At 45.9% G+C, this 12,303-nt stretch carries 14 protein-coding genes and 1 pseudogene; 6 read left to right on the forward strand and 9 right to left on the reverse strand.

Annotation, left to right across the window (positions count from 1 at the left end; translation table 11 throughout):
- Nucleotides 1-10 precede the first annotated feature (10 nt).
- Nucleotides 11-631: a tyrosine-type recombinase/integrase gene (locus tag H8K26_RS17990; RefSeq protein WP_190476846.1), complete on the reverse strand. Its 621-nt coding sequence runs from the start codon at nt 629-631 to the stop codon at nt 11-13.
- A gap of 237 nt (nt 632-868) precedes the next feature.
- On the opposite strand from H8K26_RS17990, the gene H8K26_RS01470 reads away from it, so the two are divergent.
- The 3 genes from H8K26_RS01470 to H8K26_RS01480 all read left to right on the forward strand — a co-directional run bounded on the left by H8K26_RS01470 (nt 869) and on the right by H8K26_RS01480 (nt 3,488).
- Nucleotides 869-1,792: a hypothetical protein gene (locus H8K26_RS01470; RefSeq protein WP_190476847.1), complete on the forward strand. Its 924-nt coding sequence runs from the start codon at nt 869-871 to the stop codon at nt 1,790-1,792.
- A gap of 230 nt (nt 1,793-2,022) precedes the next feature.
- Complete coding sequence (locus H8K26_RS01475; protein ID WP_190476849.1) at nt 2,023-2,526, forward strand: H-NS histone family protein; 504 nt, start codon at nt 2,023-2,025, stop codon at nt 2,524-2,526.
- 128 nt (nt 2,527-2,654) lie between these two features.
- Nucleotides 2,655-3,488 carry a hypothetical protein gene (locus tag H8K26_RS01480; protein ID WP_190476851.1) on the forward strand — a complete coding sequence of 278 codons (834 nt, stop codon included), beginning with the start codon at nt 2,655-2,657 and terminating at the stop codon, nt 3,486-3,488.
- 24 nt (nt 3,489-3,512) lie between these two features.
- Here the strand turns inward: H8K26_RS01480 and H8K26_RS01485 are convergent, their stop codons facing one another.
- Nucleotides 3,513-3,662, reverse strand: a complete 150-nt coding sequence (locus tag H8K26_RS01485) for a hypothetical protein (RefSeq protein ID WP_190476853.1) — start codon at nt 3,660-3,662, stop codon at nt 3,513-3,515.
- 13 nt (nt 3,663-3,675) lie between these two features.
- Between H8K26_RS01485 and H8K26_RS01490 the strand changes: the two genes are divergently transcribed.
- The gene (locus tag H8K26_RS01490; RefSeq protein ID WP_190476855.1) at nt 3,676-4,635 is read left to right on the forward strand and encodes a hypothetical protein; all 960 of its coding nucleotides are present in this window, start codon (nt 3,676-3,678) and stop codon (nt 4,633-4,635) included.
- A gap of 101 nt (nt 4,636-4,736) precedes the next feature.
- The gene (locus H8K26_RS01495; RefSeq protein ID WP_190476857.1) at nt 4,737-6,824 is read left to right on the forward strand and encodes a plasmid replication protein, CyRepA1 family; all 2,088 of its coding nucleotides are present in this window, start codon (nt 4,737-4,739) and stop codon (nt 6,822-6,824) included.
- A 159-nt stretch (nt 6,825-6,983) separates the two neighbouring features.
- Here H8K26_RS01495 and H8K26_RS17995 read toward each other — a convergent pair whose 3' ends face one another.
- The 7 genes and pseudogenes from H8K26_RS17995 to H8K26_RS01525 form a co-directional block, all read right to left on the reverse strand.
- Nucleotides 6,984-7,208, reverse strand: coding sequence for a SymE family type I addiction module toxin (locus H8K26_RS17995; RefSeq protein ID WP_190476859.1), 225 nt, complete (start codon nt 7,206-7,208; stop codon nt 6,984-6,986).
- Nucleotides 7,195-7,614: a DUF1249 domain-containing protein gene (locus H8K26_RS01505; RefSeq protein WP_190476861.1), complete on the reverse strand. Its 420-nt coding sequence runs from the start codon at nt 7,612-7,614 to the stop codon at nt 7,195-7,197. The genes H8K26_RS17995 and H8K26_RS01505 overlap by 14 nt, the downstream gene beginning before the upstream one ends.
- A gap of 9 nt (nt 7,615-7,623) precedes the next feature.
- On the reverse strand, nt 7,624-7,992 hold the full coding sequence (locus H8K26_RS01510) for a hypothetical protein (protein WP_190476864.1): 369 nt from the start codon (nt 7,990-7,992) through the stop codon (nt 7,624-7,626).
- Between the two features lie 140 nt (nt 7,993-8,132).
- Entirely contained in the window at nt 8,133-8,975 is an 843-nt protein-coding gene (locus H8K26_RS01515) for a DNA/RNA non-specific endonuclease (RefSeq protein WP_317889228.1), read from the reverse strand.
- Nucleotides 8,968-10,698 carry a recombinase family protein gene (locus H8K26_RS01520; protein ID WP_190476866.1) on the reverse strand — a complete coding sequence of 577 codons (1,731 nt, stop codon included), beginning with the start codon at nt 10,696-10,698 and terminating at the stop codon, nt 8,968-8,970. Before H8K26_RS01520 ends, H8K26_RS01515 begins: the two co-directional genes overlap by 8 nt.
- A gap of 52 nt (nt 10,699-10,750) precedes the next feature.
- Nucleotides 10,751-10,858, reverse strand: a pseudogene (locus tag H8K26_RS18000) (magnesium chelatase domain-containing protein); the annotation flags it as partial.
- A gap of 15 nt (nt 10,859-10,873) precedes the next feature.
- On the reverse strand, nt 10,874-11,113 hold the full coding sequence (locus tag H8K26_RS01525) for an accessory factor UbiK family protein (protein WP_186884197.1): 240 nt from the start codon (nt 11,111-11,113) through the stop codon (nt 10,874-10,876).
- 434 nt (nt 11,114-11,547) lie between these two features.
- Between H8K26_RS01525 and H8K26_RS01530 the strand changes: the two genes are divergently transcribed.
- Entirely contained in the window at nt 11,548-12,294 is a 747-nt protein-coding gene (locus tag H8K26_RS01530) for a TorF family putative porin (protein WP_190476868.1), read from the forward strand.
- Nucleotides 12,295-12,303: the final 9 nt, after the last annotated feature.

Here is a 12,303-nt window from a genome sequence, read left to right on the forward strand (position 1 = left end):
TTCCTATTGGTTATCTTTCCCACAAGCCTTCAAACCTAGCCGCAGCCGTTCGCGTGTATCTTGCCGTATGCCTTGGGTCACGATGCCCAAGGTAGTCTTGTATCAACCTGCTGTCATAGCCCTTGTTCGACAAGAAGAAGCCGCATGAGTGGCGAAGCATGTGGGGGTGAACGATGAAGTCGAAGCCAGCACGTTCACCAGCTTGCCGGATCAAGTAGTAGGCAGCATGACGAGTTAGTTGGGTTAGTCGTTCACTGACGAATAGCCAAGGTAAGGGAGCTGGCCTATTGCGTATGTAGCGGCGAATCGCACGAAGTTCCTCACCTGCCAAGGGCTGTTCTGTAGATAGACTTCCCTTAGATCGCGGAATCCAAATACGTGCAGCGTCTAAATTTAGGTCAGTCAGGCGAAGCTTGCAGAGTTCGGTGATTCGAAAACCATGCCGATACAAGAGCAAGGTCAGCAGGTAATCACGTTCGCCGTATCTGCCGTCTTTAGCGGCATCAAGAAGTCTGCCTACTTCGGCTGGTGATAGGAAGTCCCGGCCGCGTTCATGCTGATCGACCGCTTGAAGGTCTTGGACAGGGATTGGATAAGTCTTTTGACTTTTAACATTTCGACTTTTTGGCATGGTCAGGAAGTACCCTTTATAGCTATACCTGACGACCTATTTTATCTTAAACTTTTAACAAAATACACCTTTTGTTCAAAGACCTACAACATATATTCGGTCTATTTGGTGGGTATTCTGCGAGGTTGCTGCGACTGGTAAAATGCAGAGCTGTGACGCCGACTTTTAGCATTTTGCCTTGCCCCCAAGACGGCCTCCAGCAACATCCCTCAATCCAATAATGCAAGAGCAACGAACATGAATAGTATTGAAGAAATGGCCGTAACTAAAGAGGACGATTGGGATGACGGCGAGTACATTGTTCAGCGCATGGAGTGGGTTCATGCCGCCAATAAGCGACCAACCTTTAAAGACTACTCAAACGCGCGAGATGCGAACGATAATGTCTTGTGCGAAAGTCTTGAAAACAAAAATTCTTACCTCGCAATACTGTACGATGAAGAAGGTTCTTGCCAGTACACAGAGTATCAACAGTACCTACGTCTGATCACCTATTGGCTGCGTTGTGTACGGGATGATACGACCTATAGTGATTTTTGCGACGCAATCAAGCTTGAGCCGCACGGCGATCAAGTGAAGAAAATCGCACCGCTGGGTTCATTCATATATGAGTTCCACAAAGATTGGGGCGATGTGCGTGGTGTTCAGGATGATATGGAATGGATTAAGACCAATCACCGTCTGTTCATGCCTGCTTGGATTGAAGTTGTAGAGCCGGGTTCAATTGTTCCAAGCGGCGTGATGGCCGTCACCGTACCAGATGGTGTTTCAAAGGCAGAACACCTTGATAGAATTTTTGAAGTACTTCTTGAACAGAGCAAGAAGATTGGTTCCAAACCAAAATACCAGATTGAAAAGGTTCGCGGGGAGAATTTCGCTGATACGGCACAACGTCTGCATGTTTCCAGCTATGTATACGATCAGTTTGATTTTCTGAATGACTCAGTCCGTGACGTAACAAGAAAGTATCGATCTGAGTGGGAACTGTTTCAGGGCATGCAAGGCACTGACTTTAAGCATGTAGAGTCAGTCGATGAACTGGAAGATTTTGTCGAAGCAAATAGGAGGACAATTCGCAGGTGGAAAGAGACCTATGACTTGTGCAAGATCAAGGCTATTAGCAATACATTTCCTCCCAAACATACTAGTACTAAAAAATAGTCATTACGTTCTATCAAAAAGCCCGTTGCCCTACCAGCAACGGGCTTTTCGCTTTCCAGGACTAGTCCAACGATGAATCTACTTTTAAGACTAACGACAAGGGGGGGCGAGCAATAGATTTGGTTGCTCCTGCCTTTAAAAAGAACCGCAAAGCACAATGCACTTGTGGTTGATGCACTGAGCTTCGCCATACTTCTAAACCCATCCTCTAACTAAAAGGAGTAGTAAACATGCAGATCGAAACTAACATCAATCCAGTAACATTTGTAGACAGCCTTGACGATGACACATTCCTGCAATTTCAAGTAGCAGCCGAACGTCGCACTGAAGAAATTCGCACGCGCAAAAAAGCCGCAGCTATTGTCGATGTGAACTCAAAGATTAAATTCTATGGCATGACCTTGACCGATCTCTTTGCTCTTAAAGAGGCCAAGCAAGCAATGAAAGCGAAGGGTGCCACTATGCCAGCAAAAATTTACGATCCTGCAACCGGCGTGCATTGGTCTGGTAATGGAACTACGCCAAAAGCATTTAAAGATGCTATGGAATTTGATAAAGCAAATCTGACCGTAACTCCAAAGCGCATGGATCAGTATCTGATTCCCGATGACAAGGCTAAAGAAATCGCGCTGAAGATTAAGAAAGATGTTCGCACTATTTCTGATGTTGTTATTAAGTACGCCGATCTGGTTGCAGAAACTTCTAACCAACCTGTCGTGCAACTCGCGGCATAACACAGCCAATCTTGAGGGCTTCGACCAAGTAATACGAAGCTTTCTTAAATCAAACCCCGCAATTTAACAAACATAGGCTTCAAATGCCTATGCGGGGATTCTTTTGCCTAAATTTTTGGAGATTAAGTATGACACCTATGTATTTCAGCAATCTCACACCTGAGCAGTGCGAATTTATCAGTCAGCGCGATATGTATTTCAAAGACCGGATCGCCGCCATGAAAGACATTGAATCGAGTTTTAGTAGTGTCCCACGTCCAGCCGACTATATGAAGGGCAACCTGATTAAACTCGTTCACCCTTCCTGCGTTACGGAACTTCTGAAGTTGATTGACAAATATAGCGACACGTCGGAATCAACTGACTCAACTCGATATTTTGAACAACTGGAACTTCAAGATGCTTTAGATCGAATGGTGCGCACCATGTCGAAGATTGATGACAATGGAGAAGCCTACTTTACAAATAGGACATTTGCTTTTGATGCGTTTTTCATGAACTCGCTTGAAGTCATCGTCAATGACCTTGAAGAAATTCTGCGCACAGAACGAATGGAAGCATGTTTTGAACTGGAAAAAGTTGGCGGAATTCCTAAGTGTGCAATGCGCGACGTTCAGTGGTCATTCTACGAAGAGAAATCTTTATGCCGGAAGCGGTTTGACGATGAAGTTTTTCGGAGCCGTCTTGAAATCTACCTCACTGGTTCGTGGGACACCGAACGTGCTGCAATCCTCGCGCCTAAAATTCGCATCGCAAACCCAATTGAAAGTCACAGATCGGAACTTGCGTTCGAGTTGAATAGTGATAACGGAAAATGGTTTACGCACGGTGAATTGCTTTTCAAGCTGCATAACTTGATGGCAGATTTCTCCTTGGGGGACCACATCTACTTTGAAGGACTTGATCTTGACGAGCATAACGAAGGTGCGCCCCCTTTGTATAGCTTATTCCTCGGTAGTTAATTTTTTCCAATAAATAGAGATGAATCATCCAGCATGGACTTCGCCATGCTTCGCACCGTTACCTCCTGCAATAACGGCGAAGCCCATGCTGTGCTGATTCAGTCGAACTGGTAACTCGACCATAAACAGCGAAGCGGAATCAATGTCATTGATTCCTAACGTGCTCGGTCGCATATAAGGAATCATCATGCATAAAAACAATCCCCGACTCTCAATGTCGGTTCACAACAGCTTGTTTGATAATGAAATCAAACCGCTGGACATCTCTTGGCAAGACTTTGCAAAGGACTTGACCAAACCATACCCAATCAGTAACAAAGCCAAAGAGCATCTTCCTGCTTTCAGTAGTTGGCGTTACAAGCTTCCATCAGACCCCACAGTTAATCACGGAGACGATCAAGACGGGCGGCCTTTGAAATGGTTCAGCTCGCATTACACTCGGCGCTTGAGCGCGAACGCGCTAGACATGGCAGCACTTGTCCTCGACTTCGATGGCGGACTACCGTTAAAAAACGCACGTCAGCGGTTTATAGATTACGAGCATGTAGGCTATACATCCTTCAATCACGGGGAAGAAGGCAAGGACAAACACCGTATTGTTCTGCCGTATAAAGTACCACTACCAATCGGTATGTTTCACCGCATTCAGTCTGCGATTCAACATTGGGTTGAAGGTGATGGCGAGACTAAGGCAGACCCAGCCTCCTATCACTTGTGCCAAGTGTTCATCTTGCCTGCTACACGGCCAGATCAACAGCACAACGCGGTGTCATGGCATAACCAAGGCAAGCTACTTGACTGGTCTATGTTTGAGGTTTCAACAGGAAGCAATGTACAACATGTAGAAAGGTCGATTACTACCATTGTGAAATCCGTCGGCGATCTGAAATTGTTGCCGGATATGTGGCTTGAGACTGCTTGTACTCCAATTATGGTTAAAGATATTAACCGCAAAATTTCGAAAGTGATGTGTCCCTTCCATAACGATGTGAATCCCTCTGAATTTGTCGCGGTTACTCCCAGTGGTTTGCCGTACTTAGTTTGCAGGAAGTGTGGAACGGTATTTATGAATCGGGCTTCGAAATCATTGGAAGACCCACTCATTGCGGCTATTGCCAAGATCAAAGCCAAGAAGGGAGGTGTTTGATGTCGCCTCGAACACAAAAAACTAAACTTAAAATTATTCCTGGCATGAGTGAATATTGGATGGCATGCGTCCACCCACAGGTCGAGTATAGACCTAGTCACATGCCTCCGACAGAGGCAAAGCGATTGGAGTATGGCGGGAATATTTTGGATGACTCGGTGATCCGTCTTGAATCAACTTTCCTGCCTAATGATCTGAAACCCTTCTACGCTCACCTGAAACAAAAAGACATCATCCTTTTGAAGTCACCGAAAGGAACTGGGAAGACTCAGTGGTTAAAAGCCTATCTCAAACCGGGACCATTCCCTCGGAAACGAAGTGTCCTTCAGATCGGTCATCGTAAATCGCTCGAACGATCACTTTCCAATGAACTCATTTTGACGTGCTATTCAGACGACAAGCAGCCAGCTATTCGCTATGCGGTCACGGTAGATAGCTTGGAGTTAGTTACTTCTACATACGATGTACTTGTGATTGATGAAATTGAACAAGTCCTACGGCATCTGTGCGGTGATACGGTCAGGGAACGTCGAGCCTCCATTTTTAGTATCTTCGTTAATTTGATCCAAAATGCCAAGCAAGTGATCTGTTGCGATGCTGATTTGACTGGTGAACTCACCAGCCACCTGATTGCGAAATTGCGCAGCAATTTCGAACAGGATAACGTTGCGCTTATCATTAACGAACCCAAAGCAAATCGCCATATTGATGTTTACGAGGATAAGTACCACCTTATCGCCGATTTGATTGTTGATGTCAGTGATGGCAAGCGGGTTTATGTGCCAGTCGGTCGGTTGGACTTGGCGGAGAAACTTGAGAAGCTACTTCGATATTGCAGAATGCCTAGTGGTGAAAAGTTGCGAGTATTGTCCCTCAATGGAGAGACGAGTCAGTCGGAATTGGCTAAAAACTTCTTCGCAAGTCCTAGTGTTGAAGCTAAGAAGTATGACGTATTGATCGCAACATCGACTTTGAGCACCGGGGTTAGTATCAATTGCAAACACTTTGATGCAGTGTATGGAATCTTCGATAGTAGGCCTTATACTTTTCAGGATTGTGATCAGGCCATAAGCCGCGTACGCCGATGTGGCTCGGTCAAGGTTTGGATACATAAAGGACAAGGTAGGAAATATCAGTCGCTTGAACAAGCAAAGCAAGGACCAATTGCCAAAGAGATCGTTACACGTAAGTATTGGCTTGGTGAACAAGCCGCACTTAATGAGGCAGAGGTGCTTGCGGTTGATGTGCTTTCACGTATTGACTTCTACGAAGATGAATGGAGCTTCGACAGAAAAAACAAATTCATTGAAATGAAGCAAACCGATGGGTGGTTTGTCACGGAAATCAAGCAGCAGACTAGCTTGACAAAGGCTGGTAAGGAACTGATGCGCATCTCTGTTGACCCAAGTGGAGATGCAAAATATCGGCGCATCCTCGAAGCCGACAATCTTGAAGTTGAGGACTTCGAAACGATTAGCCACAAGAATGAAAAGTCGGCAGAGGAAAAGCTTGCAATCGACAAATACTGGATCGCGCAGTTCTATGGTTTGAATTCAGTGGTAGAACTTACACTTGCTCAGGTTCGGGACTATAAGGAAAATAACTTTCGGGAGAAAGCCAAGGCTTTGCGATTACTTTGCAAGAGCCATGATGAAGCCATTTTCGCTGATTCTGTTGAACGTCGAAATGAGGATATGTTATTTACCGACTTTCAGCATAGGACTAAACGCCGTGATTTACTTCTCGGAATTCAGGAAGCATCTGGGATAGACCCAATTGATATTATGACGCGGGCAAATCGGTATGCTCAGATAACATCAAAGAGGGTAAAAGACCTTCAAGGTATTGATGGCAATAGTCGGCAAGGTCGGGCGGTCAAAGCCGAGTTTAAAGCTGCAATGGCTGGTATTGAGTGTTTGGTGTCTCAAGAACAAATAGACCGAGTAGCAGAGTATGTATCGCAACATCTTGAGGTGATCAACTTGTTCTTGGATTCAAAATTCAAAAAGCCAACTTCGCCAGAAGCAAAAACCAAGGTGTTTAATAAAACGATGGGTGAGCTTGGTGTGACCATCCAGAAAAGGACGAAAACTATCAACAAGGTACAGCACATCGAATATGTGGTTGACTTCAGCATGATTGCTGAGATGGCGGCTAAGAAGGATATGGCAAAAATCCTGAGAAATTAGCCGGAGCCTGATTTGCTAGCGTTGTACCGGAATCAGCAGTTTTGCAGTGAAATAAGTATGTGTCTTCGAACACAGATTAACTGCAAAGCTGCTGATTTTTGTACGAGGCCGCAGTGTTGGGAAAATGGAGATTTACGGCAGGCTGGAGACATTTACATCTCATTTGCTGGCAGAGTCGGCTGTAATCACGATTCTGCCGTGCTCAACCTCGACCCTGACCTTCATCTGTGGCAGAAATCCAGCATCGCGTAGCCAGTGACCACAGAGCCGGATAAAAGGACGACACGGCCTTGATTCAGGGTAAAGGGAAACCGTCAGAAACCGGAAGCGGCGAATTTTCGTTTTCGCCGCTTCCGTGCTTAGTTCTTGCTCAAGCATCGCCATCTACGCCAACCTTGATGCTATGACCTTGCTGGATCAGGTTGGTAAGCCAGAAATTGAGAAAGTCGTTTAAGTCTTTCTTCGCTCGAATATCTACTATCAATCGATCAGAAGAATACACAGTTCGATAGATGGTTGCATCCTGAAAGCTCAAGGCTTCCGCGACCTGCCGTTTAGGGTACACGGCAATTTCCATGTCCGGGTCAGCAATCATGTCGCCACTCGGATGCTTGTAGTAGTGGCTGAGCGCGATGACTATCTTGCTATCACTGCGACTCAGCACATCGAAGCACAAATCCATGATGCCACCACCCACTACCGATTTTCCATTTGATTCGATGGTGTGCAAGTCAGGCACCACATCCAGCAATTTACTGTAAATGCTTTGGTGAAGCTTTTCGTTGCTCATGTCGCCACCTTAGATTTCGATGGACAACAGTTTTTCAACTATGGGCTGTACTTCCACATGACCCTTCTTCAGCAATGCAGCAAGGCGATTCATCAGCAAACGATGCTTCTGGGTTTCGTACCGCGCCATTAGACGCATCGTTGCTGAGTTAAACTGCTTGCCTGCTGCAAGTTCATTGATCATGTTGTCGATCTTTTCCATTTCAGTCCTGAGCGTGGCTGTGGACATCCGTGCTACTGGCTCACGAACTGGTTTGGACTCAGTTTTGACCTCTTGCTTTGTCTCGGTCTTGACTTCTGGTTTCACCTCGACCTTTGCCAGAGCATTGTCAGGTTTTGAGGTTATAGCGGAAGTGATGGTTTCGGGTTTGGTTGCCATTGCATTTCTCCTTGATTGTGAAAATGACAATGACATAGTATCCAGCCTCCCAAACCTCGTACATAGCCTGTTTGCGGATATTTTCAGTTATTTCAAAAAGGTTAGAATTGGCTTGCAAGGTGGGCGTAATTACGTTGCTTCTACCGTGTAACCTTTTGGTCTTGCACCTTACTTCCTCCTGCCGCTTCCACCGAAGCGGCAGATAGTGCTGGAAGGAATTCGATGCCTGTTCGGTTCACAAGATCTTGATATGACATCACGCCTTGAATGCGAACACCGTCTTGATTTGGCAGCCAGTATGCCCAAGCCTTATTTGCTGATGGGTCATAGACCAGCTTGAACAAATAATCTGGAACCCATACGCGGTTGATCTGTTGGTTCGCAGATTCGCTTGTTACGAAGACTGGACCCGTAATCACATAAACATCGCCTTTGGCTCTCATCACATACTTGCGAACGGCTTTTTCTACCGACTTTGCCCAAGGTCCACGATTGTTCTGCGGCGCTTGCGGTACGACATTCGCAAGGGAAAAGCTTTGAGCCATTGCTTGCGGTGTGGGCATATCGCCAGCCGGAGCCATGTGCCCACGATCATATCCACTTCCTTGATAGTCGTTTAGTTCGGCGCGTTCATTGAATGGTAGTCGTGCATCAGCAAAGAACTCATTGGTTCTCACTTCGTTCCTTGCATCCTCCAGATGTTGCTTGTTCAAACGTTCCGCAACATACATCGGTGTCCGGGTCTTACCAGAGTGAAGTACCGCGAAGGCATCAAAGCACAATGCCCGAGCCTTCCAATGTTCGGCCTTTGGTAAATTCGGCGGCATACCCTGATAGAAAAACTGTGGGCAATCTACGAAGATTGAAGGTGCGCTGGTTCTTGGTTCCTTGCCAGATACCTCGAATGGGACTAGCGTTAGTCCCATTCCGAGTGCCAGCACCAAGCTGGCAAAGCCTTTCATGATCATTGGCAGGCTACTCATCCCGACCTTCTACATTCTCCTGATTCTGTTTAGCTTTCTTGTTATAGGGCGGTAAGTGCGCAGTGGCTACACCTTCTTCAGTCTTCGGACCCGGCCAGATCGTTGCCATTGAATTTACGCCATGCAGAACGCGACCATCACCAGTTTTGAATACTGCGACAGCGAATCGCCCCTCTTTGCCCGGTTTCACTCCGATCAGCTTCATGCTACTCGACCAAGGTTCAGCACCTTCGGGATAGATTTCGATTCTATCAAGCAGTCGTTTTAACTCATTGCTGATTCGAAGCCGTAAGTCTATAAGGTCTTCACCGGATGCATTGTCTAACGCAGTTCGTAACCTTTGGAACTGTTGGAAGTGTTTTCGAGCCAATGTTGGTAAAAGGGCGGCTGCTTCAAGTTCTGCAACTGATCTTTTTAACGCTTTTTCTTCGGCATTCAGTTCAGACAGCCTGATTGAAATACCTTCTATCTCATCCGCCATTTCTGCAATGCGTACTAATTTCTTTAGGCGTGTTCGCACTTCTTCAAGTTTGGCGCGTTCAACCTCAAGCCTGTGTTTTGCTTTCTCTGCGCCGTCATCTTCTAGAACCACACCTATATCAAGACCAGAAAGCCGTGAAAGTAGGCAGTTTTCAAACTCTTGGTATTGCCAAGTAACATACTTGCAATCCAATCCGCTTTTAGCATTCGCGCAGGCTAAGTATTGGTAGATCGAATTTTTTCCTTTGTCGATATAGCGCATAGTCCCACCGCAGTAACCACACTTGCACAATCCGCTGAATACATTGGCAATTCCTTTTCCTTTTCTGCCGCCGCTAGTGCTTCTGGCTTGCATGGCACTCTTTGCTGCATAAAAATCCTCTTCCGAGATAATCGCCGGATAGTAATCTTTAATAGCGTCTCCAACTGGCGTGACATTAGGTGGGCGACCCGTCTTCGGTTGAAATTCCCCTATTACAGATTTGTTCAGAGTCATTTTGAAGATATAGGACTTGTACCATTGTTTAGCACGACTGATTGTCGGAACGCCTTCTTGATTGAATTTCCGTTCAATCATGTCCAAGCCATAGCCATTACGTAATAGTCTGAAAATTTCGCGAACTATATCGGCTTTTTCTTCGATAACGACAAACTTTCCGTCTTCGACTCTAAGCCATGACGGCGCCATCTTTGTCATGACTTTGGTATCTGCGTGTTTTCTTTTGTAATCCCACGATTCAGAAATTCGCTGTGATTTCGTGTCGCTCTCATCATGAGCACGCGACATAATGACCAAGCTATAAATCAAGCTTCCAAAGTTCTCCCTGATGGTTTGCTCGCTATAGACCATCTTATCTGTAAGTGTGACGATGGTTATGCCAGCAAGGATGATGTCTTGGAATTGACGCTGGGCATCGAGAACAGTCGCTCTAGAAAGTCGGTCAAGGCTTTCGACAAGTAGATACGAACCTCGCTTTACTCTGCCATCTTTGATGGCTTCAAAGAATACGCCGAGAGCACCTTTTTCAAGGTTCACCTTGTGATATGCGGAAAGACCTAGATCGCGAAGCTTGAGAGTAGTATCAAGTTCAAGACCATGATCGGCTGCATACTTCTCAGATAGTTCGAGTTGGCGGCGAAGGCTGCCGCCTTTTAACTGCTCTGGGGTGGAAAATCTAATATAGGAGTATGCAATTGGCAATTTTTCTAGTCCGGCAAAATGAATAATCGTCTGACCGGTCATTATATCAATATAGTGGGAATAATTAGACCCTTGTTATTGAGGGTCTAATGGTGCCTGATATAGTAAAAGCAGGCAAACCGTTGGCCAGATGGACTTCCACAGTCACTTGCGGAGCATCCATCCCATTGAGTGCGCGACTTTTAAGAACCGCCAGCGACATATCCGGAACGCCCTGTTATTCCGTTATCTGCGCTTCTAAAGCCGCGACACGTGCTTCCAGTGCTTCTAGCTTACTGCGCGTCTTGGCCAGTACTTGTGCCTGTATATCAAATTCTTCCCGGGTTACCAGATCCAGTTTAGAGAAACCCTGAGTCATGATGGCTTTGACGTTTTTTTCTATGTCTTTGGCAGGAGAGTTTTCCAGCGCCTGACTGATTTTTGCCTGTACATCACTGAAGAAATTTTGCTTATCCATCATATACCTGCCTGTATTTGTAAGTGAGTTTGCGATTGCACATTACTAGTGCGAAAAAAGTGCAGCCATAAAACACATTGCGCATCCCGCGTCAAAACGGTGCGAGATGGAGCGCCAGTATTTTATTTACCACTTCGCTATTAAACAGAAATCATAGCGTAAAGCCGTGGATGTGCCCACCAGCGTATTCATTTGATTGTATTCCTATACCTGATTGTTATACCTCTATGACTGCACTACAGGCGGGCTGTATGTGAAAAAGTACAGTTGGCACGACTTCTGCTAATAGTGAAGCGTTCGTAACTTTTCGAAGTTCATTTCCTGCAAGGCCACGAACGATCTTCTGGCTTTGCGTACCGGTGGTTGATGAAGTGAGTTCAGTCCAGTTTCTTATACAAATCGATGTTTACTATATATAAACAAGGGGAAGCATAATGAAAAAATCAGTACTCGCCGCTGCAGTGACCACAACATTGTTAAGCAGTTTCGCTTACGCAGATGAGCCAAAACCAGACAATGAATTGAGTTTTAACGTTGGTGTTGCCAGTGAATATCGTTATCGTGGTATCGCGCAGACGCGTCTGGATCCAGCGTTACAAGGCGGCGCTGACTACACTCACAATCCTAGCGGTTTTTACGCCGGTACATGGTTATCGACCATTAAATGGGTAAAAGATGCGGGTGGCAGCGGTGATGTTGAGTGGGACATTTACGCCGGTAAGAAAGGCGAAATCACTAAGGATGTCAGCTACGACGCTGGTGTCCTGACTTACGTTTATCTCTCTAACGGTCTGGATAAGGTTCCGGGCTTTGTTGATGCGAACACGACTGAAATCTATGGACAGATCGGCACTGGCCCTGTGTACGCGAAGTATTCTCACTCCGTTACAAATCTGTTCGGCTTTGTGAATAGCAAAAACAGCGGCTACCTTGATCTGGGGGCAAACATTGAGTTACCGGATGCCTATACCCTGAACTTGCATGTCGGTCGCCAGATGATTAAAAATAATTCGGCGTCTTCGTATAACGACTGGAAAGTAGGCGTCACGAAAGAATTCTTTGGTGTGAATTTCAGTCTGGCCGCAGTCGGTACTAATGCTGACAAAAAACTGTATGTCACCCCAGCAGGCAAATTTACCGGTAAAACTACCCTGTTGTTGACCGCTGTAAAAACTTTCTGAAATGAGAGA

This window comes from Cognatundibacterium aquatile, from assembly GCF_014699135.1.
In the GTDB taxonomy this organism is placed as follows: Bacteria; Pseudomonadota; Gammaproteobacteria; order Burkholderiales; family Burkholderiaceae_D; genus Undibacterium; species Undibacterium aquatile.

Excerpts from the sequence above, each read along its gene's own strand:
- H8K26_RS17990 (WP_190476846.1), bottom strand. The coding sequence starts at position 631 with ATGCCAAAAAGTCGAAATGTTAAAAGTCAAAAGACTTATCCAATCCCT.
- H8K26_RS01470 (WP_190476847.1), top strand. The coding sequence starts at position 869 with ATGAATAGTATTGAAGAAATGGCCGTAACTAAAGAGGACGATTGGGAT.
- H8K26_RS01475 (WP_190476849.1), top strand. The coding sequence starts at position 2,023 with ATGCAGATCGAAACTAACATCAATCCAGTAACATTTGTAGACAGCCTT.
- H8K26_RS01480 (WP_190476851.1), top strand. The coding sequence starts at position 2,655 with ATGACACCTATGTATTTCAGCAATCTCACACCTGAGCAGTGCGAATTT.
- H8K26_RS01485 (WP_190476853.1), bottom strand. The coding sequence starts at position 3,662 with ATGCGACCGAGCACGTTAGGAATCAATGACATTGATTCCGCTTCGCTG.
- H8K26_RS01490 (WP_190476855.1), top strand. The coding sequence starts at position 3,676 with ATGCATAAAAACAATCCCCGACTCTCAATGTCGGTTCACAACAGCTTG.
- H8K26_RS01495 (WP_190476857.1), top strand. The coding sequence starts at position 4,737 with ATGCCTCCGACAGAGGCAAAGCGATTGGAGTATGGCGGGAATATTTTG.
- H8K26_RS17995 (WP_190476859.1), bottom strand. The coding sequence starts at position 7,208 with ATGGCGATGCTTGAGCAAGAACTAAGCACGGAAGCGGCGAAAACGAAA.
- H8K26_RS01505 (WP_190476861.1), bottom strand. The coding sequence starts at position 7,614 with ATGAGCAACGAAAAGCTTCACCAAAGCATTTACAGTAAATTGCTGGAT.
- H8K26_RS01510 (WP_190476864.1), bottom strand. The coding sequence starts at position 7,992 with ATGGCAACCAAACCCGAAACCATCACTTCCGCTATAACCTCAAAACCT.
- H8K26_RS01515 (WP_317889228.1), bottom strand. The coding sequence starts at position 8,975 with ATGAGTAGCCTGCCAATGATCATGAAAGGCTTTGCCAGCTTGGTGCTG.
- H8K26_RS01520 (WP_190476866.1), bottom strand. The coding sequence starts at position 10,698 with ATGACCGGTCAGACGATTATTCATTTTGCCGGACTAGAAAAATTGCCA.
- H8K26_RS01525 (WP_186884197.1), bottom strand. The coding sequence starts at position 11,113 with ATGGATAAGCAAAATTTCTTCAGTGATGTACAGGCAAAAATCAGTCAG.
- H8K26_RS01530 (WP_190476868.1), top strand. The coding sequence starts at position 11,548 with ATGAAAAAATCAGTACTCGCCGCTGCAGTGACCACAACATTGTTAAGC.